Source organism: Ensifer sp. GW821-FHT05G01, from assembly GCF_059419585.1.
Genome location: NZ_JBWKSC010000010.1, coordinates 131116 through 158053, shown reverse-complemented (window position 1 = coordinate 158053; position 26938 = coordinate 131116). Strand labels below are relative to the sequence as shown.

29 protein-coding genes and 1 tRNA gene are annotated in these 26938 nt (G+C 60.9%); 20 read left to right on the top strand and 10 right to left on the bottom strand.

Annotation, left to right across the window (positions count from 1 at the left end; genetic code table 11):
* Positions 1 to 67 precede the first annotated feature (67 nt).
* Positions 68 to 2344, top strand: coding sequence for a DNA topoisomerase IV subunit A (parC, locus tag AC07UR_RS23155; RefSeq protein ID WP_209791219.1), 2277 nt, complete (start codon positions 68 to 70; stop codon positions 2342 to 2344).
* Between the two features lie 145 nt (positions 2345 to 2489).
* The gene (locus tag AC07UR_RS23150) at positions 2490 to 2819 is read left to right on the top strand and encodes a helix-turn-helix domain-containing protein (RefSeq protein WP_412728391.1); all 330 of its coding nucleotides are present in this window, start codon (positions 2490 to 2492) and stop codon (positions 2817 to 2819) included.
* 46 nt (positions 2820 to 2865) lie between these two features.
* Here the strand turns inward: AC07UR_RS23150 and AC07UR_RS23145 are convergent, their stop codons facing one another.
* The 4 genes from AC07UR_RS23145 to hemB form a co-directional block, all read right to left on the bottom strand.
* A complete protein-coding gene (locus AC07UR_RS23145) occupies positions 2866 to 3765 on the bottom strand; it encodes a DMT family transporter (RefSeq protein ID WP_209791220.1) in 900 nt (299 codons plus the stop codon).
* A gap of 3 nt (positions 3766 to 3768) precedes the next feature.
* Positions 3769 to 4557 carry an arginyltransferase gene (locus AC07UR_RS23140; protein WP_209791221.1) on the bottom strand — a complete coding sequence of 263 codons (789 nt, stop codon included), beginning with the start codon at positions 4555 to 4557 and terminating at the stop codon, positions 3769 to 3771.
* Between the two features lie 134 nt (positions 4558 to 4691).
* Positions 4692 to 5156, bottom strand: a complete 465-nt coding sequence (locus AC07UR_RS23135; protein WP_209791222.1) for an RDD family protein — start codon at positions 5154 to 5156, stop codon at positions 4692 to 4694.
* A gap of 98 nt (positions 5157 to 5254) precedes the next feature.
* Positions 5255 to 6271, bottom strand: coding sequence for a porphobilinogen synthase (gene hemB, locus AC07UR_RS23130; protein WP_173419625.1), 1017 nt, complete (start codon positions 6269 to 6271; stop codon positions 5255 to 5257).
* Positions 6272 to 6452: 181 nt separating this feature from the next.
* Between hemB and AC07UR_RS23125 the strand changes: the two genes are divergently transcribed.
* From AC07UR_RS23125 to AC07UR_RS23095, 7 genes are all read left to right on the top strand, one after another.
* Positions 6453 to 6890, top strand: coding sequence for a DUF6163 family protein (locus AC07UR_RS23125; protein ID WP_173419626.1), 438 nt, complete (start codon positions 6453 to 6455; stop codon positions 6888 to 6890).
* Positions 6891 to 7020: 130 nt separating this feature from the next.
* On the top strand, positions 7021 to 7533 hold the full coding sequence (ldtR, locus tag AC07UR_RS23120) for a transcriptional regulator LdtR (RefSeq protein WP_173419627.1): 513 nt from the start codon (positions 7021 to 7023) through the stop codon (positions 7531 to 7533).
* Positions 7534 to 7925: 392 nt separating this feature from the next.
* On the top strand, positions 7926 to 9251 hold the full coding sequence (locus AC07UR_RS23115) for a L,D-transpeptidase family protein (protein WP_173419628.1): 1326 nt from the start codon (positions 7926 to 7928) through the stop codon (positions 9249 to 9251).
* Between the two features lie 183 nt (positions 9252 to 9434).
* Positions 9435 to 10730: a serine hydroxymethyltransferase gene (glyA, locus tag AC07UR_RS23110; protein WP_173419629.1), complete on the top strand. Its 1296-nt coding sequence runs from the start codon at positions 9435 to 9437 to the stop codon at positions 10728 to 10730.
* Positions 10731 to 10740: 10 nt separating this feature from the next.
* Entirely contained in the window at positions 10741 to 11214 is a 474-nt protein-coding gene (nrdR, locus tag AC07UR_RS23105; RefSeq protein ID WP_003529310.1) for a transcriptional regulator NrdR, read from the top strand.
* A 19-nt stretch (positions 11215 to 11233) separates the two neighbouring features.
* Entirely contained in the window at positions 11234 to 12343 is a 1110-nt protein-coding gene (gene ribD / locus AC07UR_RS23100; protein ID WP_209791223.1) for a bifunctional diaminohydroxyphosphoribosylaminopyrimidine deaminase/5-amino-6-(5-phosphoribosylamino)uracil reductase RibD, read from the top strand.
* On the top strand, positions 12343 to 12963 hold the full coding sequence (locus AC07UR_RS23095; protein WP_077498544.1) for a riboflavin synthase: 621 nt from the start codon (positions 12343 to 12345) through the stop codon (positions 12961 to 12963). Before ribD ends, AC07UR_RS23095 begins: the two co-directional genes overlap by 1 nt.
* A gap of 85 nt (positions 12964 to 13048) precedes the next feature.
* On the opposite strand, the gene AC07UR_RS23090 is transcribed toward AC07UR_RS23095, so the two are convergent.
* The 4 genes from AC07UR_RS23090 to AC07UR_RS23075 all read right to left on the bottom strand — a co-directional run bounded on the left by AC07UR_RS23090 (position 13049) and on the right by AC07UR_RS23075 (position 15680).
* Entirely contained in the window at positions 13049 to 13399 is a 351-nt protein-coding gene (locus AC07UR_RS23090) for a hypothetical protein (RefSeq protein ID WP_173419632.1), read from the bottom strand.
* A gap of 276 nt (positions 13400 to 13675) precedes the next feature.
* The gene (locus tag AC07UR_RS23085) at positions 13676 to 14254 is read right to left on the bottom strand and encodes a GNAT family N-acetyltransferase (RefSeq protein WP_209791224.1); all 579 of its coding nucleotides are present in this window, start codon (positions 14252 to 14254) and stop codon (positions 13676 to 13678) included.
* A gap of 37 nt (positions 14255 to 14291) precedes the next feature.
* Positions 14292 to 14792 carry a cupin domain-containing protein gene (locus tag AC07UR_RS23080; RefSeq protein WP_173419634.1) on the bottom strand — a complete coding sequence of 167 codons (501 nt, stop codon included), beginning with the start codon at positions 14790 to 14792 and terminating at the stop codon, positions 14292 to 14294.
* Positions 14793 to 14966: 174 nt separating this feature from the next.
* Positions 14967 to 15680, bottom strand: coding sequence for an HAD family hydrolase (locus tag AC07UR_RS23075; RefSeq protein ID WP_234941938.1), 714 nt, complete (start codon positions 15678 to 15680; stop codon positions 14967 to 14969).
* A 276-nt stretch (positions 15681 to 15956) separates the two neighbouring features.
* On the opposite strand from AC07UR_RS23075, the gene ribH reads away from it, so the two are divergent.
* The 4 genes from ribH (at position 15957) to AC07UR_RS23055 (ending at position 20469) form a co-directional block, all read left to right on the top strand.
* Complete coding sequence (gene ribH / locus AC07UR_RS23070) at positions 15957 to 16418, top strand: 6,7-dimethyl-8-ribityllumazine synthase (protein WP_077498536.1); 462 nt, start codon at positions 15957 to 15959, stop codon at positions 16416 to 16418.
* Positions 16415 to 16897 (top strand): transcription antitermination factor NusB, encoded by a 483-nt coding sequence (gene nusB, locus AC07UR_RS23065; protein ID WP_025426528.1) that lies wholly within the window; start codon positions 16415 to 16417, stop codon positions 16895 to 16897. The genes ribH and nusB overlap by 4 nt, the downstream gene beginning before the upstream one ends.
* Positions 16898 to 16928: 31 nt before the next feature.
* Positions 16929 to 18134, top strand: coding sequence for an MFS transporter (locus tag AC07UR_RS23060; protein ID WP_173421001.1), 1206 nt, complete (start codon positions 16929 to 16931; stop codon positions 18132 to 18134).
* A 199-nt stretch (positions 18135 to 18333) separates the two neighbouring features.
* Positions 18334 to 20469: a sodium-translocating pyrophosphatase gene (locus tag AC07UR_RS23055; RefSeq protein WP_173419635.1), complete on the top strand. Its 2136-nt coding sequence runs from the start codon at positions 18334 to 18336 to the stop codon at positions 20467 to 20469.
* 71 nt (positions 20470 to 20540) lie between these two features.
* On the opposite strand, the gene AC07UR_RS23050 is transcribed toward AC07UR_RS23055, so the two are convergent.
* The gene (locus tag AC07UR_RS23050) at positions 20541 to 21050 is read right to left on the bottom strand and encodes an outer membrane protein assembly factor BamE (protein WP_209791225.1); all 510 of its coding nucleotides are present in this window, start codon (positions 21048 to 21050) and stop codon (positions 20541 to 20543) included.
* A gap of 139 nt (positions 21051 to 21189) precedes the next feature.
* Between AC07UR_RS23050 and AC07UR_RS23045 the strand changes: the two genes are divergently transcribed.
* The 6 genes from AC07UR_RS23045 (at position 21190) to AC07UR_RS23020 (ending at position 25719) form a co-directional block, all read left to right on the top strand.
* Positions 21190 to 21729, top strand: coding sequence for a ubiquinol-cytochrome C chaperone family protein (locus tag AC07UR_RS23045; RefSeq protein WP_209791226.1), 540 nt, complete (start codon positions 21190 to 21192; stop codon positions 21727 to 21729).
* Positions 21730 to 21825: 96 nt separating this feature from the next.
* Positions 21826 to 22377, top strand: a complete 552-nt coding sequence (locus AC07UR_RS23040; protein WP_209791227.1) for a YceD family protein — start codon at positions 21826 to 21828, stop codon at positions 22375 to 22377.
* A gap of 200 nt (positions 22378 to 22577) precedes the next feature.
* Positions 22578 to 23636: a phosphate acyltransferase PlsX gene (gene plsX, locus AC07UR_RS23035; protein WP_173419639.1), complete on the top strand. Its 1059-nt coding sequence runs from the start codon at positions 22578 to 22580 to the stop codon at positions 23634 to 23636.
* Between the two features lie 4 nt (positions 23637 to 23640).
* On the top strand, positions 23641 to 24612 hold the full coding sequence (locus AC07UR_RS23030) for a beta-ketoacyl-ACP synthase III (RefSeq protein ID WP_173419640.1): 972 nt from the start codon (positions 23641 to 23643) through the stop codon (positions 24610 to 24612).
* Between the two features lie 92 nt (positions 24613 to 24704).
* On the top strand, positions 24705 to 25043 hold the full coding sequence (locus tag AC07UR_RS23025; RefSeq protein WP_077498528.1) for an integration host factor subunit alpha: 339 nt from the start codon (positions 24705 to 24707) through the stop codon (positions 25041 to 25043).
* Positions 25044 to 25182: 139 nt separating this feature from the next.
* Positions 25183 to 25719: a MerR family transcriptional regulator gene (locus AC07UR_RS23020; protein WP_173419641.1), complete on the top strand. Its 537-nt coding sequence runs from the start codon at positions 25183 to 25185 to the stop codon at positions 25717 to 25719.
* Positions 25720 to 26228: 509 nt separating this feature from the next.
* Here the strand turns inward: AC07UR_RS23020 and AC07UR_RS23015 are convergent.
* Positions 26229 to 26462, bottom strand: coding sequence for a hypothetical protein (locus tag AC07UR_RS23015; RefSeq protein WP_077498526.1), 234 nt, complete (start codon positions 26460 to 26462; stop codon positions 26229 to 26231).
* A 373-nt stretch (positions 26463 to 26835) separates the two neighbouring features.
* On the opposite strand from AC07UR_RS23015, the gene AC07UR_RS23010 reads away from it, so the two are divergent.
* Positions 26836 to 26912 (top strand) — tRNA-Pro (locus tag AC07UR_RS23010).
* Positions 26913 to 26938 lie beyond the last annotated feature (26 nt).

The following is a 26938-nucleotide window of genomic DNA, read 5'->3' as shown; positions in this document are numbered from 1 at the left end:
GTGGTTCTCCACAGCGCGATCCCCTGAAATCCTTGATGTTCCGGGTTTGTTGCGCTAGCAAGAACATATGGGACAAAGCCTTACTCCCCCGTCTGGCGGGGATGATCATATTCAGCCGGTTGACCTGAAGGCGGCGCTGGAAGAGCGTTACCTGGCCTATGCCTTGTCGACCATCATGCATCGCGCGCTTCCTGATGTCCGCGACGGCCTGAAGCCGGTGCATCGTCGCATCGTTCATGCCATGAGCGAGATGGGGCTGAGGCCGAACACCTCGTTCAAGAAATGCGCCCGCATCGTCGGCGACGTCATGGGTAAGTTCCACCCCCATGGCGACGCCTCGATCTACGACGCACTGGTGCGGCTTTCCCAGGAATTTGCCATCCGTTATCCGCTGGTCGATGGCCAGGGTAACTTCGGCAATATCGACGGCGATAACGCTGCCGCCATGCGTTACACCGAAGCGAAGATGACCGATGTCGCCTCGCTTCTGCTTGAGGGTATCGATCAGGACGCGGTGGACTTTCGGCCCACCTACAACGAGGAAGACCAGGAGCCGACCGTGCTCCCGGGAGCCTTCCCCAACCTGCTCGCCAACGGCGCGACCGGCATTGCCGTCGGCATGGCGACGTCGATCCCGCCGCACAACGCCCATGAGCTTTGCGATGCGGCGCTGCACCTGATCCGCCATCCGGAGGCAACCGTCGAAGACCTTCTCTACGATCCGGCCAATCCGCAGAAGGGTGGGATCGAGGGGCCGGACTTCCCGACTGGCGGCGTCATCGTCGAAAGCCGCGCGAGCATGGCGGAAGCCTATCGCACCGGCCGCGGCGGTTTTCGCGTGCGGGCGCGCTGGGCGTCCGAGGAGCTCGGGCGGGGCGGCTATCAGATCGTCATCACCGAGATCCCCTACCAGGTCCAGAAGTCGCGGCTGATCGAGAAGATCGCCGAGCTTCTCGTCGCGCGCAAACTGCCACTACTGGAAGACATCCGCGACGAATCGGCCGAAGACATCCGTATCGTGCTGGTGCCGAAGAGCCGTTCTGTCGATGCCGGCATCCTGATGGAATCTCTCTTTAAGCTCACCGAGCTCGAAAGCCGTATTCCGCTGAACATGAACGTGCTGTCGATGGGGCGCGTGCCGCGCGTCATGGCGGTCAACGAAGTGCTTTCGGAGTGGCTCGCCCACCGCCGCGATGTCCTGCAGCGACGTTCGCGTCACCGTCTGGCCGCGATCGATCGCCGCCTGGAAATCCTCGGTGGTTACCTCGTCGCCTATCTCAATATCGACGAGGTCATTCGCATCATCCGCGAGGACGACGAGCCGAAGGCCGTGATGATGGAGCGGTTTTCGCTCACGGACCTTCAGGCCGAGTCGATCCTCAATATGCGGCTGCGCTCCTTGCGCAAGCTGGAAGAGTTCGAGATCCGCACCGAGTTCGACGCGCTGTCGAAGGAAAAGGCGGAGATCGAGGCATTGCTCGCTTCCGAGGAGAAGCAGTGGCAGACCGTCGCCTGGGAAATTGGCGAAGTGAAGAAGAAGTTCGCCAAGGCGACCGAGATCGGCAAGCGTCGCAGCACCTTTGCCGATGCGCCGGAGGCCGATATTGAAGCCATCCAGCAGGCGATGATCGAGAAGGAGCCGATCACCGTCGTCATCTCGGAAAAGGGCTGGATCCGCGCGCTGAAGGGCCACATCTCCGATACCTCGACGCTGCAGTTCAAGGAAGGCGATGCGCTGAAGGTCGCATTCCCGGCCCAGACCACCGACAAGATCCTGGTCTTCACCACCGGCGGCAAGGTCTACACGCTCGGCGGCGACAAGCTGCCAGGCGGTCGCGGTCATGGCGAACCGTTGCGCATCATTGTCGATATGGAAAACGATCAGGACGTTCTGACGGCGTTCGTGCACGATCCTGTCCGAAAGCTGATCGTTTCGTCGGCGGCCGGTAATGGCTTCGTGGTTGCAGAAGGCGATATCGTTGCCAACACTCGCAAGGGCAAGCAGGTGATGAACGTTGCCATGCCCGATGAAACCAAGCTGGTCATTCCGGTCAAGGGCGACCACGTTGCGGTCGTCGGTGAAAACCGCAAGATGCTCGTCTTCCCGCTGGTGCAGATCCCTGAGATGGCGCGTGGCAAAGGTGTCCGGCTGCAGCGCTACAAGGATGGCGGCATTTCGGATATCCGTTGCTTTGCGGTCGCAGACGGCCTCGTCTGGGAAGACAGTGCCGGCCGCGTCTTTACCAAGAGCAAGGACGAACTGATCGAGTGGCTTGCTGATCGTGCCTCCGCTGGCCGTGTGGTGCCGAAGGGCTTCCCGCGCAGCGGAAAGTTCAGCGGCTGATTCATCGCTGCCTGCGCGGCTTCGCTGCGCGGGCAGGTCTCGTCGACTTCGTAAGCAATCTGAAATTTAGAGGAATGCCCCGTTTTCGGCGCTTGAAAGCAACGTGCGGTCGTGGATCAATACCCATCCCAACAGGATGAAGACCATGCCGAATTCCGCTGCCCTCGACGATATTCTCCTCGCCCTGGCAAATCCGATTCGCCGTCGCATCTTCGAAATATTGCTCGGGGGGGAAACTCGGGTTGTCGAGGTTGCGGCCGCCGTTGCCGTGACGCCTGATGCGCTTGAGCAGCATCTGCGCATCCTGGAGGAGGCCTGCCTGGTTTCGCGGCTGCCTGCCGGCGGCGGGGAGGCCGTGTGCGGCAATCCCGCGCCTCTGGACATCGCTGCCGCGTGGATCGAGATGAACCGCGAACTCTGGTCGATGCACATCCATGCGCCGAAATCCCTGGAGGCCGGCGTGACGCCAACCTGACGACCTCAGTTGTCCAATACCAGCGCTGCCTCGAGGTGTCGGCAGTCTATTCCGGGCAGGGCTGTGCCGCGCCGCGGGCCGCCCGGCTGCGCATCTGCCAAAGTGAATGACCGATGAGCGCGAAGATCAGGATCGCGCCGCCCGCAAGCGTTTGCGCCGTCGGGCTTTCCGCAAAGACCAGCCAGACCCAGATTGGCGCCAGGATGGTCTCGAGCAGATAGAACATGCCCACTTCCGGTGCCGACAGGAACCGCGGGCCCGTGGCCAGGCAGAAGAACGCCAGCGGGATCATCACCAAACCGTTGAAGAAGATGTATTGCGGAGCTGCGATCGCAAAACCACCGGCAGGTAGCATCAGAAGTGCCACTGCGGCTGGAAAGATGGCAGTCACCAGCGGAACCAAAGCCATGTCGCGGCCGCTTGCCCGGCTGATGGTGATGGCGCTGGCCAAGAGGAAGGCGGAACTTGCCGCCATCGCATCGCCGAAGAGATGACCGCTCTCAAGTCCGTCCTGCACGATCAGCCCGACGCCGAGCACCATTGCTCCCATTGTCACAAGTGTTGCGTTGGAGGGGCGCTCCTTCAGAAATATCCAGGAGAGCAGGGCCGCAAACATCGATGTAAACGCAAGGATGAAGACGACGTTCGCCGTCGACGTATTGAAGACGGCGAGCAGGAACGTGCACGAGTTGATGCCGTAAAAGAGGCCGACAATCAGTCCGGCCTTGCCCGGCATGAGCGAGATCTTGCGACCAAGTACCTTGTTGATCACGAACCATGCCAGGAGCCCGATCACGAAAGTCGAAAGACTGCGCACGGCGAGCAGCGACCAGACTTCGCCACCGGCGGATCGGATGAGCGGAATGTCGAAGGAGAGAGCAAGGCCGCCAAGGCCGGTGATGGCAAGTCCACGCCGGTGCAGCGCGGCATCAGAGGAAGGGCTCAATTTTCAATCCGTTTCGGTGGGGGGCGTTTCTGAAACAGGCTCAGGACCATCGTAACGCTCCCAGCCACGCGGCATAAGGTGCTCCTGTGGCAAAAATTTCGTCTTGTACCCCATCTTGCGCGACCCCTTGACCCAATAGCCGAGATAAACGTGTGGGAGGCCCCGTTCCTTGGCGCGGCGGATGTGGTCGAGAATCATGAAGGTGCCGAGCGAGCGGTCTTCGTAGGCCGGGTCGAAGAAGGAGTAGACCATCGAAAGCCCGTCACCCATCCGGTCGGTCAGCGCGGTTGCGATCAACGGCCCGCGAGCCCTCTCGCTGATACCGTCGCCTTCGACCCTTAGGCGATATTCGATGATCTTGGTGTGCACATGGGTGTCCTCGACCATCATCGCATAGTCGAGAACCGACATGTCGGACATGCCGCCTTTCTGATGCCGTTGGTCGAGATAGCGGCGGAAGAGATTGTATTGCTCGCTCGATGGTTCGGCCGGATACTCCGACGAAATCACATCGCTGTTGGCGGCGAGCACGCGGCGCATCGATCGGGTGGGCGAGAATTCATTCGCAAGGATGCGAACGGAAACGCAGGCGCGACAGGTTTCGCACGCCGGCCGATACGCAATGTTCTGCGAGCGACGGAAGCCACCCTGGGTCAGGAGGTCGTTGAGCTCCGGTGCGCGCTCCCCCACCATGTGGGTAAACACCTTTCGCTCCATCTCGTTCGGCAGATAAGGGCAGGCTGCCGGCGCAGTGAGATAAAATTGCGGAGACGGTGTGGTCTGTGTGTTCATCGAGTGCGGCGGTCACTCTTGGCGCGGTTGTTCATGACAGTAGCATGGCGGAAGAATGAAAAACGTCAACTCACACGTTTGGGGCGGTTGCCCCTGGCGCGCGGATTGTTCGTCGTTGATTGTTTCGGCGGGGATCAGTAGCTTTCGCGACGGACCGTCACGGTGCCGATCAAGAGATCGTGCAGCAGACGGCTGCGATCCGTGAACAGCCCGATCAGCAGAATGAGGGGCGTCAGCAGCGCGTTGGCGATCCAGAAGATGACGAGATGCACGATCGCCGTCAGGAAATCCATCGGGCGCCCGTCCGTGCGCGCAATCGCCAGTCCCATCATCCGCATGCCGGGCGATGCTTGCTCACGGCCGCCGACCGTCACGCCGAAATAGAGCATCGCCACCAGTGCAAAGAGCACGGGATAGAGCAGGAAGCCAAGGCCGAGCGTCAGAATGCCGAGGAAGAACACCACCACGGCGGCCGGGATCCACAACAGCGCGATGATGACATAATCGAGAATGAAGGCGAACACCCGCCGCGACAGCACACCCTGGTAGGCGCGCCAGTCATTGCTCGGCAGCCGCAGTTCATCGTTGTGCATCGTCATCTCTCGTGGCCTCGCATGGTTTCAAGCTGGATATGGGTTAGCATTGCCGGCAAAACAAGGATTGCCCACCACGGTCCGCCTGTCGTTTGCAAGGCGTGTTACCGCCCCTTGGCCAGGATCCTGGCGACTTCGACGGCGAAATAGCTGAGGATGCCGTCGCAGCCGGCCCGCTTGAAGGCGAGCAGCGTCTCGAGCATCACCTTGTCGCCGTCGATCCAGCCGTTGGCGGCAGCGGCCTTGATCTGAGAGTACTCTCCCGAAACCTGATAGGCGAAGACCGGAAGGCCGAAAGCTTCCTTCATGCGCCAGCAGATATCAAGGTAGGGAAGGCCGGGCTTGACCATCAGCATGTCGGCGCCTTCCTCGACGTCGAGTGCGGCGTCGCGGATCGCCTCGGTGCCGTTGGCCGGGTCGATGTAATAGGTCTTCTTGTCGCCTTTGAGCAGGCCACCGGTGCCGATCGCCTCGCGATATGGCCCATAGAAGCCGGAAGCGAATTTCGTCGCGTAGGCCATGATGCCAACATTCTGGTGGCCCGCGGCGTCCAGCGCCTGACGGATCGCGCCGATGCGGCCATCCATCATGTCCGAGGGGGCGATGATATCGGAACCGGCGTCGGCCTGGGCAACGGCTGCCCTGGCGATCATCTCGACCGTCTCGTCGTTGACGATTTCGCCGTTGCGCAGGATGCCGTCATGGCCGTGGCTGGTGAAGGGATCGAGCGCCACGTCGGTGATGACGCCGATCTCGGGCACGGCCTTCTTGAAGGCGCGCGTTGCCTGGTTGATGAGATTGTCGGCGGCAAGGCTGTTGGAGCCGGTCTCGTCGCGCAGCGACAGATCGATGTTGGGAAAGGTGGCGATGGCCGGGATGCCGAGATCAGCGGCTTCCTTCACCGCTTCGACAGCCTTGTCGATGCTCATGCGGTTGACGCCCGGCATGGCATCGATCGGCTGGACGATGTTCTCGCCCGGCACGATGAAGATCGGCCAGATTAGGTCGTCGACCGTCAGGCGGTTCTCCTGCACAAGCCGGCGCGTCCAGTCGGCCTTGCGGTTGCGGCGCATGCGGCGGTGGCCCGTGATCCTGTCCACAAGATTCGTCCTGTCGTTCATCGCGCCGCGCCTTTCCCTGAAAACTGTGAGCTGGGATGCGCTTTATCATGTGGGGGCCGCGCTTGGGAACGGTGCCGCCGACAACGGGCCTGCGGCATTTCTTCCTTTTGCTGGACCGCGGCGGGGGAGGGGGCTTCCTTCGTGCTGGCGGATGGCGCCGACCCGCCCTATCTTGCCGCCCATGCTTCATGATTCTGCCCATGTTCCGAAACCATCGCTGACCGAGATCCTTTTCGGTCTGTTCCTGCGGCTGGTATCGGCCTCGTGCTTCTGGTTCGCGCTGAACTATTGGGCAATGCTGATCGGCTTTTCCCATGGCGGTGCCGGCCGCTTCGATCTCCTGACGCCGGAATGGCGGGCAGCGGCAACCGCGCTTGCCGTCGTCTACCCGGTTGCAGCCCTTGGGCTGTGGCTGCTGGTCTCTTGGGGGCCTGTTGTATGGGTGGTGGCGGCAGCGATCGAAATCGCGATGTACGAGTTCTATCCCGTCAGTTTCGGCCACCGTCCGATGCTGGTTGTCTTGCACGTCGCGGTCGCCGTCACATTCATCCTTTTCAGGGCAGCACTCTTCTATCAGCGCTTCCGGCAGGCAAGACAGGTAAGGGTTGATTCACCCTGAGACAGGGTCGCCGATTGGTAAGCTCATGTTAAGGCTGCGGTTTAAGTAGAATTTTAGACGTATTCGTTAGGTTCTCACTCAAGGCGGGAAGACAAACAGACACCGCCAAACAAAACAGTGAGGCAGTCAAATGAACACGAAGATGAAGCCGCAGGTCACTGCGCCCCGAGACCCTCAGGAAGAAGCCGTCCGTGGTCTCTACATGGAATCCCTCCACCTCGTCGAGCGCCTGCACCGCCGTCTGCTCGACGTCATCAAGGACGAGTTCGACCGTCAGGGTCGCGACGATGTCAACGCCGTCCAGGCCCTGTTGCTCTTCAACATCGGCACCTCCGAACTGACCGCCGGCGAGCTTCGCTCGCGTGGCTACTACCTCGGCTCCAACGTTTCCTACAACGTCAAGAAGCTCGTCGATCTCGGCCTGATCAACCACCAGCGCTCGCGTGTCGACCGTCGCGCGGTCCGCATCAGCCTGACGGAAGACGGCCAGGAAATCGCCGAAACCGTCGCCAAGCTCTACGAGCGTCATATCGGCTCGATCCAGAAGGTCGGCGGCATCGGTTCGGACGAATTCACCCAGATGAACAAGCTGCTGCAGCGCCTTGATCGCTTCTGGAACGACTCGATCATGTACCGCCTGTAACAGGCGTCGCACACCTCCAGTTCAAAGAGCCGGACGCAATCCCTGCGTGTCCGGCCTTTGCCGTTTTTCCACACCGGCGATGTTGCAGAAAGGCTGCAGTGGCTTGAAGCAAGAGGCGTGCCACATGCCTTCGGCCGCAGTCCGAGACACGAATTGGCCATATTGCTGTGACAGCGACGAGGGTATGCGGTAGGTGCGGCCACGTGTTTTCATCGACGTGGATTCGTTTTGCGTTCGCCTGCCGGATGAGGGTCCTCGCTCGCGGTATCGTGAAATCATGTGAGGGCAGGGTGGCTCGTTGGTTGACCTTTGTTAACCACGATCGTGTTAGGGCTCCGGCAACATGCGTGCCTGCGCATAGGGCGCGTGCCAACGCATTGGGATGGTAGGATATGTCAAAAAAGAATGGAATTGATGCATTCTCGCGCCGCGCATTTCTGCGTTCGGCCGCAACCTTCGGTGCCGTCGCTTGGGCGGGAGCCGCAGGCGCTCAGGACGCCCTGAACGAGATCATCAATTCGCCTCGCCGCGGCTCCTGGGACGACCAGTACGACGCAAAGGCGTCGCGCACGGCGACGACGGTCGTGTCCAATACGCCGGTCTTCGGCCCGGAGACGATCAACCATGTCCAGCAGGCGATCTTCGATTATCAGAACATCGTTTCGTCGGGCGGTTGGCCGATGGTCGAAACCAGCGTCAAGCTCGAACTCGGTGTTACGGATCCTTCGGTGCAGCAACTGCGTCAGCGCCTGATGGTTTCCGGCGATCTGCCGCGTTCCGCCGGCATCTCGTCGTCCTTTGATTCCTACGTCGACGGCGCGGTCAAGCATTTCCAGGCACGCCATGGCTTGCCGGCAGACGGCGTCATTGGCGAATACACGCTGAAGGCAATCAACGTTCCGGCGACCACCCGTCTCGGCCAGCTGCAGACCAACCTCGTGCGCCTGCAGTCGATGTCCGGCGATCTCGGTCGCCGCTATGTGATGGTGAACATTCCGGCCGCTTACATCGAAGCGGTGGAAAACGGCCGCGTCGCGCTGCGCCACACCGCTATTGTCGGCAAGATCGACCGCCAGTCGCCGATCCTCAACTCCAAGATCTATGAGGTCATCCTCAATCCCTACTGGACTGCGCCGCGCTCGATCATCCAGAAGGATATCATGCCGCTGATGCGCAAGGACCCGACCTACCTGAAGCGCAACGCCATTCGCCTGTTCGACGGCAGCGGTGGCGAAGTGTCGCCGGAAACGGTCGACTGGAATGCCGAGAAGGCGCCGAACCTGATGTTCCGTCAGGATCCGGGCAAGATCAACGCGATGTCTTCGACGAAGATCAACTTCCACAACGAGCATCAGGTCTACATGCACGACACGCCCCAGCAGGGCCTGTTCAACAAGCTGATGCGTTTCGAATCGTCCGGCTGCGTTCGCGTCCAGAACGTTCGCGACCTTTCGAGCTGGCTTTTGAAGGAAACCCCCGGCTGGTCGCGCCAGCAGATGGAGGCCACGATCAAGACCGGTGTCAACACGCCGATCACGCTGGCCGAAGAGGTCCCGGTTTTCTTCACCTACATCACTGCCTGGTCGGCGAAGGATGGTGTCGTGCAGTTCCGCGACGACATCTATCAGCGTGATGGCGCGACCGAACTGGCGCTGCAGACGCCTTACGGCGTCGAGCAATCGGCCGGCTCGGTCGAGTCGGATGCTCTGCCGCAATAAGCAAAGTCGGGCAATTCATTGCAAAAGCCGCGCTTCCCCTGGCAGCGCGGCTTTTTCGTTGGTCCGCGGCTGCGATGTTTAGGCGCGGCAGATGGGGGAAATGACGCAAACCGCACAGCGGATATTGCTCTCGCCGTGCGAGGAAGCTAAAGAACTGCCACCTTTGAGAGGAGCCTCGCGCCGATGCTTGCACAGAACAATGATGCCTTCTTCACCCGCTCTCTCGCCGACAGCGATCCGGAAATCTTCGGTTCGATCGAAAAGGAGCTGGGTCGTCAGCGCCACGAGATCGAATTGATCGCGTCCGAGAACATCGTTTCGCGCGCCGTGCTCGAGGCTCAGGGCTCGATCATGACCAACAAATATGCCGAGGGTTACCCAGGCAAGCGCTATTATGGCGGCTGCCAGTTCGTCGATATCGCCGAGGAATTGGCGATCGAGCGTGCCAAGAAGCTGTTCGGCGCCAAGTTCGTCAACGTGCAGCCGAACTCCGGCTCGCAGATGAACCAGGCTGTGTTCCTCGCGCTCCTGCAGCCGGGCGACACCTTCATGGGCCTCGACCTCAATTCCGGCGGTCACCTGACGCATGGTTCGCCGGTCAACATGTCCGGCAAGTGGTTCAACGTGGTTTCCTACGGCGTTCGCGAGAGCGATCACCTGCTCGACATGGACGATGTCGCCGAGAAGGCACGCCAGCACAAGCCGAAGCTGATCATTGCCGGTGGCACCGCCTATTCCCGCATCTGGGACTGGAAGCGCTTCCGCGAGATCGCCGATGAAGTTGGCGCGTACCTGATGGTCGACATGGCGCACATCGCCGGCCTCGTTGCCGGTGACCAGCATCCGTCGCCGGTTCCCCATTGCCACGTTGCCACGACGACGACGCACAAGTCGCTGCGCGGTCCGCGCGGCGGCATGATCCTCACCAACGACGAGGATATCGCCAAGAAGATCAACTCGGCGGTCTTCCCGGGCCTCCAGGGCGGCCCGTTGATGCACGTCATCGCCGCCAAGGCCGTTGCCTTCGGTGAGGCACTGCAGCCGTCCTTCAAGGACTATGCGGCTCAGGTCGTCAAGAACGCCCGCACGCTTGCCGAGACGCTCAAGGCCAACGGCCTCGATATCGTATCCGGCGGCACGGACAACCACCTGATGCTCGTCGACCTGCGCAAGAAGAACGCGACCGGCAAGCGCGCCGAGGCAGCCCTCGGCCGTGCCTACGTCACCTGCAACAAGAACGGCATCCCGTTCGATCCTGAAAAGCCGTTCGTCACGTCGGGCGTCCGTCTCGGTACCCCGGCGGGCACCACCCGTGGCTTCAAGGAAGCCGAATTCAAGGAAATCGGCGAATTGATCGTCGAAGTCCTCGACGGCCTCAAGGTCGCCAACTCCGACGAAGGCAATGCCGCCGTCGAAGCGGGCGTGCGCGAAAAGGTGATGACGCTCACCGGCCGCTTCCCGATGTACGGCTACATGTGATCGGCTCATCATGCGCTGCCCCTATTGCGGTTCCGAAGACAGCCAGGTGAAGGACAGCCGTCCGGCAGAGGACGGCAACGCCATTCGCCGCCGCCGTATCTGCCCGGATTGCGGTGGTCGCTTCACGACCTTCGAACGGGTGCAGCTGCGTGAGCTGATGATCATCAAGAAGACCGGTCGGAAGGTGCCTTTCGACCGGGACAAGCTGCTGCGGTCCTTCGAGATCGCGCTCAGAAAACGCCCTGTTGATCGTGACCGCATCGAGCGGGCGGTCTCCGGCATCGTGCGTCGGCTCGAAAGCTCCGGCGAGACTGAAATCCCTTCGGAGGAGATCGGCTTGCAGGTGCTGGAAGCACTGAAGAGCCTCGACGATGTCGCCTTCGTCCGCTACGCGTCGGTCTATCGGGACTTCTCCCACGCCGAAGATTTCGAAAAGGTCATCGCCGAGATCAGCGCCAAGATTGCGCGCGACCCCGGCGAATAGGAAGGCGCACCGGACCGCCATGGCCAACCCCACCCGTAAGGACGAGAGGTTCATGGCGGCGGCGCTGCGGCTGGCACGCCAGCATCTCGGCCAGACATCCACCAATCCCTCCGTCGCCTGCTTGATCGTCCAGGATGGTGTCATCGTCGGACGTGCGGTGACGGCAAGAAGCGGCCGGCCCCATGCCGAAGCTCAGGCACTTGCCGAAGCGGGCGAGCGGGCACGCGGCGCAACTGCTTATGTCACCCTTGAACCCTGCTCTCATCACGGCAAGACGCCGCCCTGCGCCGATGCGCTGGTCGCCTCCGGCGTTGCCCGCGTCGTCATTTCGATCCTCGATCCCGATGAACGCGTCGCCGGGCGCGGCGTGGTGCGTTTGCGTGAAGCCGGCATCGCGGTCGATATCGGCGTTTTGCCGCTGGAGGGACATGGCGCGCTCGAAGCCTATCTCACGCGACAGGTCAGCAAGCGCCCACATGTGACTCTCAAACTTGCAGTTTCTGCCGACGGCATGATCGGCCGAACAGGTGCCGGACAGGTCCGTATTACAGGCCCGATTTCCAGGGCGCAGGTCCAGATCCTCAGGGCGCAGACCGACGCGATCCTCGTGGGCATTGGTACCGCGACTGCGGATGATCCGGAATTGACCGTGCGTTTGCCAGGTCTTGAAGACTGCTCGCCCATCCGCATCGTCCTCGATCGGCGACTGGATCTTTCGCTAGGCTCGAAGCTCGTGCGGTCGGCGGCGCAAACCCCTGTCATCGTGGTGTCGGGAGAGCCATCGACACAATCGGAACTGGAGCAGGCCAGCGAACGGGCTGGCCGGCGCGCTGCGCTGGAGGCCGCCGGTGTCGAGGTGCTGGAAACCGGAACGGTTGCCGATCTGCTGACGGCACTGGGCTCGCGCGGCATTTCCTCTTTGCTCGTCGAGGGTGGTGCAGTTGCCGCTCGCGCTTTCCTGGACGCTGGGCTGGTCGATCGCATTCAGATTTATACCGGCCCGCAAACCATTGGCGAAAACGGCATCGCATCCCCATTTGATCGGAAATCCGTGCCCCCTGGCTTTAAGCTCGTTCGCTCCGCGCAATACGGCGACGATCTTTTCGAAGAATACGAAAGAGAGAACTGATGTTCACAGGCATTGTCACTGACATCGGCACCGTTGATGCCGTCACGCCGCTGAAGGAAGGCGTGAAGCTACGCGTCGCCACCACATACGATCCGAAGACCATCGATATGGGGGCGTCCATCGCCCATTCCGGTGTTTGCCTGACGGTGACGGCCCTGCCGGACGGCGGCAGCAACGAACGCTGGTTCGAGGTCGAGGCGTGGGAAGAGGCTTTGCGCCTGACGACCATCGCTGGCTGGAAAAAGGGGACGCGGATCAATCTCGAGCGGTCATTGAAGATCGGCGATGAACTCGGTGGACATCTCGTTTCCGGTCATATCGACGACAAGGCGGAGATTCTATCGGTCGAACCCGAGGGCGACGCCGTGCGGTTCAGGCTGCGTGCGCCCGCGCATTTGGCCAAGTTCGTCGCGCCGAAGGGATCCGTTGCGCTCGACGGCACATCGCTGACAGTCAACAAAGTCGATGCAGCCGACTTTGACGTCCTCTTGATCCGCCATTCGCTTGAGGTGACGACCTGGGGCGAACGCCGGGCGGGCGATTTCGTCAATTTCGAAGTCGACACGATGGCGCGCTACGCCGCTCGCCTTGCGGAGTTTCCGGCCCCGAAGGCCGAATAGACGGCCGCCGCCGCCAGAAACCGACTAAGCGCACCATCTCGCGTGTGGAGATGGTGCGCTTCTTATTCGTTGACTGAACGCGTATTCAACGCATGTAGATGGTGAGGCTTCCGTCGGCACCCTGCTGAGCGCCTCCGATATTACCCATTTCGACGTTCTTGGCCTTTAGCTGCGCGGCCAATTCCGCGTTGCCGTTGACCGCAGCTTGCAGGGCTGCGCGTTGTTCGGCCGTCGCATGCTCGACCCACAGGCGGGTCTGATCCTGCTCGCTCAGCGTGGAGATATCGACGATGTTGAACTTGTCCCCCTTGAAGTCGCGCACCGTCTGCTCGATTTCAGCCGGCCATTCCATTTTGGCGTCCTGAGCGTGCGGTATAGCTGCGAAGGCGAGGGACGAGAACGCAGCAATGACTGATAGCTTTGCAATGCGATTCATGATCATGCTCCTTGGTTGTCTGCGGCGCAGTGACCAGTAACCTGATACCCGAACACAATACCCGATGCGGGTTTCCGGAAGGCCTGCTGAGATGCGTGTCGCAGTCGTCAGCAGGCTGCATTACGGGCGACTTACCCGCAGCAAAATGTGTTGGATTCCCTTGTCTGATCGGGTGGTGTTGCCTGTTGTAGTTCGCCTGCACCCGATGCCAGGCAATCTTGCCTGCAATATAGACGTTTCGATGGCGTTTTCATCAAAACGACAATTGAGGATTGTTTACGTCTCCAAATGCGCGGGCATTGGCGCCTTACGGGCCGTGGCACCAGCAAGCGTTCGCTGCCGTTCAAACATGATGACATGCGTGCCGTGATAGCGCGTGCGCCAGAATTCCTTGAAGCCCTGCTTTTCGGCGACACGGACCGAGGCACGGTTGCCGACATCGATGATGCAGGTTTTTCGCACTTGGGGAAACTGCCGATCGGCCCATTCGAGCGCGGCGCTGACGGCCTCGGTTGCAAGCCCCTGTCCGTGTGCTTTTGGGGAGAGCGCCCAACCGGTCTCCATCGTCCCCTCAAGCGACGGCGTGATCAGCCGATGCACGTCGTGAAATCCGGCCTCTCCGAGAAAGGTGCCGGTCGTACGATCCTGGATGGCGAAGAAACCGAAGCCGAAATAATGCCACATGCCGACCTGGCGCAGGAAACGTGTCCAGGATTGCTCGCGCGTATAGGGAACGCCGCCGACGAAACGCGTAACCTCGCTGTCGGCAAACAGGGCGGCATAGGCCGTGAAGTCGTCGCGTCTATAGGGGCGCAGGACCAGACGTTCGGTCTCGATGATAGGAACACTGTGCATGTTTTATCCGCTGCTATGGGTTTGGTAGGTGGGATGATCAGATGCCGGGCTCGCCGTCCCAGTAGTCGGCAGCACTTTCAGGCCTGCCGGTAAACTGGAACCGGCGTTCGCCGGCGGCTGTGCGCGTCCTGGCGTGAAACTTGCCGCTATCCGGATATTCGCAGATCTCGGTGGCGGCCATCGTCGAGATGGAGAGATATTTGAGCGGCACGGTTCCGGTGTTGATCAGGTGATGCGCCGTCTCCGCCCCGCCTGCCGGTGCGCCAAGGATGTCGCCCGGTCCGACGGCATAGCGCTCTGTTCCGAACCGATAGGTGCCTTCGCCTTCGAGAATGATGAAGAGTTCCTCTTCCACGTGGTGGTTGTGGAAGGGGCAACCGGATTTGCCCGGCGGTACTTCGCCATAGCCGACGCCGAGGTCTTTCAGGCCAAGCCGGCTGCCGAATGACGTGTCGCTGGATTCGAAGAACGTGCCTTCCGACCAATGGTCGAGGGCAAGGTCCCTTGGGTTGATGATGGGTTTGTTGCTGTCCGCCATATATATTCCTCCCCGGCGTTATCGTCTCCGAACGGAGAACCGCTCCCGGTCATCCGTGTCGGGCGTTTGACTTTCCGTCAATTGCCAAACTCTCACGTGTCCGGTGGCGGCCGTCCATTCCCGCGGAAGCGTTTGCAAATCGATCGCGGCCAAGGGGCCGTGGCAGGGCCGCGGTCAGGCGGGGACATGGGCGCCCCGTGCATGGTGGAGGAGGGCGGCGTGAACGTCACCAAGATTGCCTGCGACGCCGATGCAGAGGCTTCGGATCTCCTCCGTTGCCGCGAGAAGGTCCGGCACCATAATCGTCATCATGCCGGCTGATGACGCCGAACGCACGCCGTTATGGCTATCCTCCAGCGCCAGGCAAAGCTCGGGCGCGACATCGAGCCGCCGGGCAGCTGTCAGGAAAGGTTCGGGATGCGGCTTGCCCAGTTGGTAGTCGCCTTGGGCGACGACGACCGGAAAGCGATCGAACAACCCGTAGAGGCCCAGGTTTCGCTCGACATCGTGATGCCCGGACGATGTTGCGATAGCAAAGGGAATGCCGAGCTCCTCCAGGGAGCCGACGAGCTCGACCACGCCCGGCTTCAACTGCAGTTCGGTCGTTGTCCGAGCATGGAAGGCGGTCGCCGCTTGTTTCCAGAAGCGATCGAGGTCGAAATCCGGCCCGAAATATTCGCCGAGCGCTTGTCGTGTCGCTTCGCCCGAAAGGCCGATCGATGCCAGATAGAGCGAAAGTGGCATGGTCCGCCCGAGCACCTGCGCAGCGGCGAGCATGGCATCGCGATAGAGCGCCTCGGTATCGAACAACAGGCCATCCATGTCAAAGACGACGGCCTGAGGCATACGGGGCAGGCGGATCGACATCGACGGATCGACATCATGCATCGGAGACAACTTTCGCTCGATTTCCTTTGCCTAAGCGGCGTTGTCCCCGATCAGGCGTTGTGTCAGTCCTGATTATTGTCATTGTCGGAAACGCCTGGCTACCCCCTCAAGCGTGACATGAGCGTTCCACGCCGTCTGTCACGGGCTCTTCTGGAGGGCGCGCAACGCGGCAAAAGGGCGCCAACAGCGGAATTTGCTTGCCATTCGACGCCGGTCATGGTTTGACCGCCGCCTCAGCCGGTCGCACCGGCGCGGAAATCTCAAGACAGGTGATCCATGGCGAAGACCAAGGCTGCCCACATCCTGATTGTGGAAGCACGCTTCTATGACGATATGGCCGACGCATTGCTCGATGGCGCCAAACATGCACTGGATGCAGCCGGCGCGACCTATGATATCGTAACGGTACCCGGTGCCCTCGAAATCCCGCCGGCAATCGCAATGGCGCTTGATGGCGCAGACGAGGGCGCCGTCGAATATGACGGCTTCGTCGCGCTCGGTATGGTCATTCGCGGCGAGACCTATCATTTCGATATCGTCGCGAACGAATCCTCGCGCGCGATCATGGACCTCGCCGTCAGCGAAAGCCTTGCCATCGGCAATGGCATCCTGACGGTCGAAAACGACGATCAGGCCTGGGCGCGTGCGCGCCGGTCGGAGGGCGACAAGGGCGGTTTTGCCGCGCGTGCTGCGCTGACCATGATTGAACTGAAGAAGAAATTGGGCACAGAACAGTGACGAACACCCCCTCGGATCAGCCGTTGAAGCAGGCTAACCAACGCGGCGCGGCGCGTCTTGCAGCCGTGCAGGCGCTCTACCAGATGGATATCGGCGGTACCGGCGTACTCGAAGTCGTCGCGGAATACGAAATGCATCGCCTCGGCCAGGAGCTGGACGGCGATACCTATCTCAAGGCCGATGCCTCGTGGTTTCGCTCGATCGTTGCCGGCGTCGTGCGCGATCAACGCAAGCTCGATCCTTTGATCGGCTCGGCATTGCAGGACGACTGGGCGCTGTCGCGGCTCGACTCAACCGTTCGTGCCATTTTGCGCGCCGGCACCTTCGAGATGCTGGAGCGCAAGGATGTGCCTGTTGCGGTGATCGTCACCGAATATGTCGAAATCGCCAAGGCTTTCTTCGGCGACGACGAGCCGAAGCTCGTCAATGCCGTTCTTGATCGGATTGCCCGGCAGGTTCGCGGCGAGCCCAAGAAGTAGCGCGGCCATGGTTGCGGCTGCCGTCGATGATATGGGCTCTGCCCTTCGAGAAGCGCGCCGCAATGTTTTCCTTCTGACGGCGGCGCAGGCGATCCTTGGTGTCGTCGGCCCGATCTGCTTTGCAGTCGGCGGCGTTGCCGGCTACCAGCTGCTCGCGGACGACAAGTCGCTGGCGACGGCGCCGCTGACCGCCTACAATGTCGGTATGGCGCTTGGCGTCATTCTCGTCGCAACGCTCTCACGCCTTATCGGCCGGCGGTTCGCCTTCATGGTCGGTACCGGGATTGCGTCCGTCGGCGCCGCGATCGCCGCAGTCGCGCTGTTCCGGGAGAGTTTCTGGCTCTTTGCCTTCGGTCTCGCCGTTCTCGGTTCCTCCAACGGCTTTACCCAAAAACTGCGCTTCGCCGCCGCCGACGCCTCGCCGTCCTTCTACAAGCCGAAGGCGATATCGTGGATCCTGGGCGGGGGAATCGTTTCGGCCGTTCTCGGCCCGCAGATCGTCATTTTCGCCGGAGATCTGTTCGCGCCCGTCGCCTTCGTCGGCGCCTTCATCGCCTTGCTGCCGATCTGCCTGCTGGCCGCATTGTTCTTTGCGCCGCTGCGCTTGCCGGAGCAGGGGACAGTGGCGAGCGAGTATCATGGCCAGCCCACGCGTACGCTCGGCGAAATCGTTCGCAACCAACGCTTCGTCACCGGCATGGTCTGCGGTATCTCGAGCTATGCGTTGATGACATTCATGATGACCGGTGCGCCGGTTGCCATGGTTGTCGGCTGCGGCTTTTCCACCGAGCTTGCAACGCTCGGCATCCAGTGGCACGTGCTTGCGATGTTCGCGCCGAGCTTCTTTACCGGGTGGCTGATCACGCGCTTCGGCGCCGAACGCATCGTCGCCTGCGGTCTGCTCTTGCTCATGGCCTGCGCTGCGGTCGCACATATGGGCCTGGAACTCTGGAATTTCTGGGGTGCGCTGGTGCTTCTCGGTCTGGGTTGGAATTTCGGCTTCATCGGCTCGACCGCCATCGTTGCCGGCAGCTATCGCCCTCAAGAGGCCGACAAGGTTCAGGCCTTTCACGACATCGTCCTGTTCACCACCGTCGCGCTGTCGTCCTTTGCCTCGGGCAAGGTTCTCTCGGTTTATGGCTGGGATATGCTGAATGCCGTCGTCTGGCCGGTGACATCAGTCTGCCTTCTCCTGCTCTTCTTGCTGATGCGCGCTCGCCCTAACGTTGCGGCCTGAGCCGCCACTTTTCTCCTAAATCTTCAGTTCTCAGAAGGCCGCCGGTAGTTAGATTTCCGGGGCTTGACGATCTTTCGTTGCAACCGCACTCTGGCCTCGCCGTGAGGGGTGCTGCTTGAGGAGGTGGTGCGTGATTCGCGGATTTGAGGGGCCTGCGGCCGGGAGTGAGTCCGCGGGTTGAAACGGAGGGTAATGCGAAATGACCATTTTATTGGGCGTTATCGCATGCGGGTTGCTCGCGGTGGCTTACGCCATCTGGGCAACACAGTCGGTGCTTGCCGCCGACCAGGGGAACGCCCGCATGCAAGAAATCGCAGGCTACATTCGTGAAGGGGCACAAGCCTATCTCACGCGTCAATACAGAACCATCGCCATCGTCGGCGTCGTCGTTTTCATCGGCGCTTGGTTTCTTCTTTCTTCCGCAGCCGCTTTCGGCTTTCTCGTTGGCGCAGTGCTTTCGGGTGCTGCCGGTTTCATCGGCATGCACGTTTCGGTTCGCGCAAACGTGCGCACCGCGCAGGCCGCCTCTGTCAGCCTCGCATCTGGTCTCGATATCGCCTTCAAATCCGGCGCCATCACCGGTCTTCTCGTCGCGGGCCTCGCCCTGCTCGGCGTATCTGTCTACTATCTCATCCTGACTGCGGGCCTCGGGCACGAGCCCGGGTCGCGTGAGGTGATCGATGCGCTCGTGGCGCTCGGTTTCGGCGCGTCGCTGATCTCGATCTTCGCTCGTCTCGGCGGCGGCATCTTCACCAAGGGTGCGGACGTCGGCGGCGACCTCGTCGGCAAGGTGGAAGCCGGGATCCCGGAAGACGATCCGCGCAACCCTGCCACCATCGCCGACAACGTCGGCGACAATGTCGGTGATTGCGCCGGCATGGCGGCCGACCTGTTCGAAACCTATGCAGTCTCGGTGGTTGCAACCATGGTTCTGGCTGCGATCTTCTTTGCCGGAACGCCCGTGCTCTCGACCGTCATGGCTTATCCCCTGGCGATTTGCGCGACCTGCATCATCACCTCGATCATCGGTACCTTCTTCGTCAAGCTCGGGACCAACAACTCGATCATGGGTGCGCTCTACCGGGGCCTGATCGTCACTGGTTTGCTGTCGATCGTCGGGCTTGGCGCCGCTACGTCGCTGACCATCGGCTGGGGCTCGATCGGCACGGTCGCGGGCCAGGACATCACCGGCTGGAACCTGTTCCTGTGCGGTATTGTCGGCCTGGTGGTGACGGCACTGATCGTGGTCATCACCGAGTATTACACCGGCACCAACAAGCGCCCGGTGAATTCCATTGCACAGGCGTCGGTCACGGGCCACGGCACGAACGTGATCCAGGGGCTGGCCGTCTCGCTGGAATCGACGGCCTTGCCGGCCATCATCATCGTCGGCGGCATCATCTCCACCTATCAGCTGGCTGGTCTGTTCGGGACCGGCATTGCAGTGACTGCGATGCTTGGCATTGCCGGCATGATCGTCGCGCTGGATGCCTTCGGTCCGGTGACGGACAATGCCGGCGGCATCGCCGAGATGTCGCATTTGCCGCCCGAAGTGCGCAAGTCGACCGATGCACTCGACGCGGTCGGCAATACGACGAAGGCCGTGACCAAGGGGTATGCCATCGGTTCGGCCGGTCTCGGCGCGCTGGTTCTGTTTGCAGCCTATTCCAACGATCTCAGCTACTTCGCCGCCAATGGCGACAAGTATCCGTATTTCGCGGATGTCGGTCAGATCTCCTTTGATCTCTCTAACCCCTATGTGGTTGCCGGATTGATCTTCGGGGGCCTCATTCCGTATCTCTTCGGCGGCATTGCGATGACCGCTGTCGGGCGCGCGGCAGGGTCGATCGTCGAGGAAGTGCGCCGTCAGTTCCGCGAAAAGCCGGGCATCATGGCCGGCACGGAGAAGCCTGATTATGGTCGCGCCGTCGACCTGCTCACTAAGGCGGCGATTCGTGAAATGATCGTACCGTCGCTGCTGCCGGTCCTGGCACCGCTCGTCGTTTATTTCGGCGTGCTGCTCCTGTCCGGCTCCAAGGCATCCGCCTTTGCGGCCCTGGGCGCATCTTTGCTCGGCGTCATCGTCAACGGCCTTTTCGTCGCGATCTCGATGACCTCGGGCGGTGGCGCCTGGGATAATGCCAAGAAGAGCTTCGAGGACGGTTTCGTTGACAAGGACGGTACTCGGCATCTCAAGGGTTCCGAAGCGCACAAGGCATCGGTGACCGGCGATACCGTCGGCGATCCCTACAAGGACACGGCAGGTCCCGCGGTGAACCCAGCGATCAAGATCACCAACATTGTGGCGTTATTGCTGCTGGCCGTTCTCGCCTGATCGTCACCTGAAATGAAAAGGCCCGCGGGACACATGGTCCGCGGGCCTTTTTTGTTGCGGTGAAAGTCGGCTTACTGGTTGCCGAAGTTCTTGAAGAGGTTCTGCGCGGCACCCTTGCCGGCGCCCGGGCCGGTCAGAAGCTGGCCGAGGAAGCTCGTTTCCTTGCCGCCGGTCGGTGTCGTGCGCGACAGTGTGTCGAAGATCTTGCCGTCCTTGAGCGTGTAGTGCGCGAGCTGGCTGACGGTGCCTTCCTTGTCGAAATAGACGGCCAGGATCGACTGATCGACGAGCTGCGGCTTCATGAACGCCACGGGGCGTTTGCGGGTCTGCGAGATGTAGTAGAATACCTCGTTGTCGAAGGTCGCGGTCGTCGACGGCGTGCCGAGCGAAAGCAGGACCTGTTCACGGCTGGAACCGACAGGAACGAGATTTAGTGTTTCCTGATCAACCACATAACCCTGGTGGAGAACTTCACCGACATTAGCGGACTGGCAGGCGGAGAGAGCAATGGTGCTAACAGTCGCTACGGCCGCAGCTCGGCCAAGGACCTTCAAATTTGTTCTGAAAAACCGCTTCGTCAACGACAGCTCCCTTTGGAGTAACGATGGCAGATCCGCCATTGCAATTCGTGCATGCTTCGGTAAACCAGCTTCGGCTATCATGCAACAACCGTCATGGGCGCTTGCGCGCATTTCGAGAAAGCCAAAGCTGGGCTTTGTGATGATTTTTGGACTGTTCAAAAGAAAAAGCGGCAATATTGCGATTGTCGAACGGCAATATGCGCTATTGACCTCGGCGGCGCGCCAGCCGCACCTCTACACGGACCTCGACGTGCCCGACACGGTGATGGGGCGTTTCGAGATGCTGTCGGCCGTACTCATCCTTTATTTCCGGCGCACGCGCGGATCGGCGCGCACGGGCCAGGAGGTCGCTCAGGAGATTGTCGACGCCTTCTTCGAGGATGTCGACCATTCGATCCGCGAACTCGGCGTCGGTGATGCCGGCGTCCCGAAGAAGATGAAGAAGCTGGCTGGCATGTTCTACGGCCGGCTCGAATCCTATGCGGCGGCGCTCGAAGGTCGGGACGCGGTCTCGCTTGCTGCGGCGCTGAAGCGTAACTTCTATCCGAAGGGCGATGAGGGAGACCCGGCGATGGACGGTCTTGCGACCTATCTCCTCTCCGTCGAGGAACGACTGGCCGCCGAGCCGGAAGAGCGGGTCGAAACGGGCCAGTTGCACATTCCTGCCGCCGGAGAGTAATAGACGGCCATTATGCCGCCTCCGGTGACCGGTGTGCGGCACTATCCGCGAGAAGAGCGCTTCCGACATGGCGCCCGCGCGAGGAAGGACCTGATCATGAAAGACGATAGCCGACCGGCATTCTCCTACCCGGTGAAGGTCGGACATATCTCTGCCAATGCCGTGACTGTCCGCCTCTCGGCAAACGAGAGCGAACGGCAGGCGCTCGCCCAACTTTGGGACGTGCGCGAAGTCCTGTCGCTTTCGGCCGATCTGCAGATCGCGCGCTGGAAGAGGGACGGTGTCAAGATCAAGGGTGACGTTACCGCCCGGATCGTGCAGTCCTGCGTCGTGACGCTCGAGCCCGTCGAGGCCGACATTCAAGAGCCGATCGAGGCCATCTTCGTGCCGGAAGGATCGAGGCTTGCCCGCCAGGCCAGCAATGACGGCGGGGAGATGATCCTCAGCCCCGATGGCCCCGATATCCCCGACACTTTTAGCGGCGACACGATTGATGCAGGTGTCGTGGTTAGCGAGCACGTGGCGCTCGCGATCGAGCCTTATCCCCGTAAGCCGGGTGTCACATTTGGCGCGCGTATCGAAAGTACGGCGGCAGACGACGAGAAGCCGAACCCGTTTGCAGCGCTGAAGGACTGGAAAAAGGACTGAGGCCGCCAGAGCCGCCCCTACAATTCGGTTGTCACGCGGGCGAAAAGCAGTATTTTGGCCCGACTCCGGCCAAATGAGCCCCCGCAGCGTTCCGCCGCGTGTCTGGCTCAAGCGTCAGAAGCAATATGTAACGTCGTTGCGTTCGAATGCGTGCGCACGGCAGCACGTGTTGTGTGGCAGGAAAAAAGGATAAGACACGCGTGGTCAGAATTTCTCTTGACGTGATGGGCGGCGACTATGGTCCTGAAGTCGTCATCCCGGGCGCCGCAAGGGCGCTTGAACGTCATCCGGACATAAGGTTTGTCCTGTTCGGCATAGAAGCGCAGTGCGCCGATATCTTGGCCAAACATCCCAAGCTCAAGGCCAACAGCACCTTCCATGACTGCGAGATCGCGGTCGGCATGGACGAGAAGCCGAGCCAGGCGCTCAGGCGCGGCCGCGGCAAGTCGAGCATGTGGCGGGCGATCGATGCGATCAATGCCGGTGAGGCCGACGTCGTCGTGTCGGCCGGCAACACCGGCGCGCTGATGGCCATGTCGGTCTTCTGTCTGCGCACGATGCAGGGCATCCAGCGCCCGGCAATCGCGGCGATCTGGCCGACCCTGAAGGGTGAGAGCATCGTGCTCGACGTCGGTGCGACCATCGGTGCCGACGCGCAGCAACTCATGGACTTTGCGTTGATGGGCGGCGCCATGGCGCGGGCGCTTTTCGAGATCGAACGGCCGACCATCGGCCTGCTCAATGTCGGCGTCGAGGAGATCAAGGGCCAGGAAGAAGTCAAGGAAGCCGGACGGCTCATCCGTGACGCCAATATCGAAGGCTTTGACTACTACGGCTTCGTCGAAGGCGACGATATCGGACGCGGCACTGTGGACGTGGTCGTCACAGAAGGCTTCTCCGGCAACATCGCGCTCAAGGCAGCCGAAGGAACGGCGCGGCAGATCGGTGAATATCTGCGTGCCGCTATGTCGCGCACCCTGATGGCCAAGCTAGGCTACATCTTGGCCAAGGGCGCCTTCGATCGGCTGCGGGAAAAAATGGATCCGCGCAAGGTCAATGGCGGCGTCTTTCTCGGCCTCAATGGTGTCGTGATCAAGAGCCATGGTGGGGCCGATGCCGAAGGCTTCGCCGCTGCAATCGATGTCGGCTACGACATGGTGAAAAACGGTCTGAAAGCGAAGATCGAGATCGATCTGGCGAAGTACCACGGCGCCGAGCCGCCGAGCGCACTTCCCGCCGGCATGAATGATGAGGTTTGAATAAATGATCCGTTCCGTCGTTCGCGGCTTTGGCGCAGCGTTGCCGAAGCGCGTTGTCACCAATCAGGAATTGGAATCCAAGGTCGATACGTCAGACGAGTGGATCGTGCAGCGCACCGGCATTCGCCAGCGCTACATCGCCGGTGAAGGCGAGACGACCGCATCGTTGGGCGAAGCCGCAGCTCGCGCTGCGCTCGACAATGCCGGCCTGACCGCCGCTGATCTCGATCTTATCATCCTGGCGACCTCGACGCCGGACAACACGTTTCCTGCAACCGCCGTCAACATTCAAAACCGGCTCGGCATGCACCACGGCGCTGCCTTCGATGTGCAGGCTGTCTGTTCCGGCTTCATCTATGCGGTGACCACGGCGGACGCCTACATCCGCGGCGGGTTGGCAAAGCGCGTGCTGGTCATCGGCGCCGAGACATTCTCGCGCATTCTCGACTGGTCTGACCGCACGACCTGCGTGCTCTTCGGCGATGGCGCCGGCGCCATCATCCTGGAAGCCCAGGAAGGCGAGGGCACGATTGCCGATCGGGGCGTGTTGACTGCCAAGCTGCGTTCCGACGGTGCGCATCGCGAAAAGCTCTATGTCGACGGCGGACCGTCGACGACAGGCACGGTCGGCCACCTGAAGATGGAAGGCCGCGAGGTCTTCAAGCACGCTGTCGGCATGATCACCGATGTGATCGAGGCCGCTTTCGAGGCAACAGGAACGACAGCCGAGGATATCGATTGGCTCGTGCCGCACCAGGCCAATCGCCGCATCATCGACGGTTCTGCCAAGAAACTTGGCATCCCTCTCGATAAGGTTGTGGTGACGGTCGATCTCCATGGCAACACCTCTGCAGCCTCCATTCCGCTCGCTCTCAACACCGCGGCGGCCGACGGCCGGATCAAGAAGGGGGATCTCGTTCTGCTCGAAGCCATGGGTGGTGGCTTCACATGGGGCTCCGTTCTGATACGCTGGTAAAAAATGCTGAAGCAACGCAGGCGCTTGACCGGAAATGACAAGGGCAATAGTCTTCGTTCGCTGATCGGCGTGCCAGACATCGGTGGGGGAAGATGAGCGGAAAAACAGTAACACGAGCAGACTTGGCTGAGTCGGTTTTTCGCAAGGTGGGTCTGTCGCGAACAGAGTCTGCCGAGCTGGTGGAAACCGTCATTGACGAAATATGCAACGCAATCGTGCGTGGCGAGAGCGTGAAACTGTCCTCCTTCGCGACGTTTCAGGTTCGTGACAAGAACGAGCGCATCGGCCGCAACCCGAAGACTGGCGAGGAAGTACCGATTTCGCCGCGGCGGGTGATGACCTTCAAGGCGTCCAATGTCCTGAAGCAGCGCGTGCTGAAATCGCATCTGAGCCGCAAGGCCAAGCAGAAGCCGGCCTCTCCCGTATCGTAAGCGGAGGACGGCAACCACAATGTGGTTGAAAACCCATCCATAAGCCGTTGAAATGGAGCCGATTCGTGCGATCATCGCACGCATCGGTTCATTGCGACGCAGGCCTGCCCCGAGTCGCATGGCATGGAATGGGAACGAAATGGAAAAAAGCCCCGACGCTTTTCGCACCATCAGCGAGGTCGCCGACGATCTCGATCTGCCGCAGCACGTCCTGCGTTTCTGGGAAACACGGTTCCAGCAGATCAAGCCGATGAAGCGTGGCGGCGGCCGGCGCTACTATCGCCCCGAGGATGTCGATCTGCTGAAGGGCATCCGTCATCTGCTTTATGATCACGGCTACACGATCAAGGGCGTGCAGAAGCTCTTGAAAACCAACGGCAACAAGTTCGTGGCGGCAATCGCCAGCGGCGATCTGGCGACCGTCGAGGCTCTGGCCGCCTCGAGCAATGAGGAACCGCAACCGCCGAAGGCCGGCCTGTCCGAAGAGGATCAGATCGTCGGCCGCGCCAAGGCGCCTGCGAGCCGCCGCTTTTTCTCCTTCGGCGGCGGCAATGACGACGTTCCGGAAATATCTCTCGGCAAATCGTCCTCCGTCGGCAAGGAAGACCGGGCGCTGCTTCAAGAGGCGCTCTACGATCTCCTGGAATGCAAGCGACTGCTCGACCAGGCGCGGTAAAGGGCGTCTGCTGGACTAAGGCGTGTTGTGCAAAAGTGTTCAGCGATTCTGCGCTGTCGGCATGCGCAAGAACCATAGCTTAAAACGAGCAAGGCTTTGTGAAAGATCGCGACGCGATTTAGCTGCAAAGCTTCGGCGTCTGCCGACGAGAGCCGCAGACCGCGACGTGAGCTGCGTGGCGGCTAAAGCATTTCCAGTAAAAGTGCGGAGCGGTTTTCCGTCAGGAAATGCTTAAAAACAGAGACATAGAGCGTTTCTGTGTTTCCGTTTAAATCGGAAACGCTCTAGGTTTTTGCCGCGAGCGGCCGCCGGCCAAGTCAGACCGCGGGTCGCCCGGAGCGATCTTTGTCGCTGCACAGCCGATTCGGTCGAGCCCACGCCTCAGCCATCGACGGACGATAGCGCGTTGGCGTGTCCAGTGTCGGGGATGCTGGGATTACATCGACATGTTTTTGCGTCAGTGCGCGGCGACCAAGTACATCGATGGCCGTCAGACGTCTTTCAGCAATTCAGGCAGCGTTCAAATCAGCTATCTCGCCGAATTGAACCAGGAGGCGAGGGCTGCTCATGTCGCCGCTTTCCTCATCCACCTGCACCGCATAGGCGGCAACGCCGATGTGCCTTGGCGCCATGGCCGCCGCAACCTTCTCAGCCCCGGCTGCAGTTGTGGCCGCGCGCATCTCGCCGGGCGCCAACCCGCCGCGAACGCGCTTGAAGGGCATGACGATGAATTTCTCAGACATGACGTAGACTCCAATTTGTTCTACAAATGTTCTTGTTGGCGTGAGAAGTCAATGGCTAACTGTAGGACAAGGCGAGGTGGTTATGCCGTAAAGAGTGAATGCGGCCAGTCTTGCAACCGTTAGGCGCCTGCTATGCCGATAAGGAAGAAATTTTCTGCATCTCTCGGTATGCGGCGAATATGGCAAGAAGGGCCGCCGCGTCGTTGACGATGGTCGTCTTCCGTTTACTCGCCGGTCTTGCAGGTCTTGTGGCGCTTGCACGGGGTTGAACGTTCTGGTCGTGGCTTATCCACGTCGTTCGTTCCTTTTTCGCGCCGACCTCAAGATTCCTGCTTGCGCTCTAAGCATTGTGAATATAGGGATTTCCTCGGTTCGGAGCGTAGCGCAGCCCGGTAGCGCACTTGACTGGGGGTCAAGGGGTCGTGGGTTCGAATCCCGCCGCTCCGACCATTAATCTGCCGGTAACGACAGGTTTG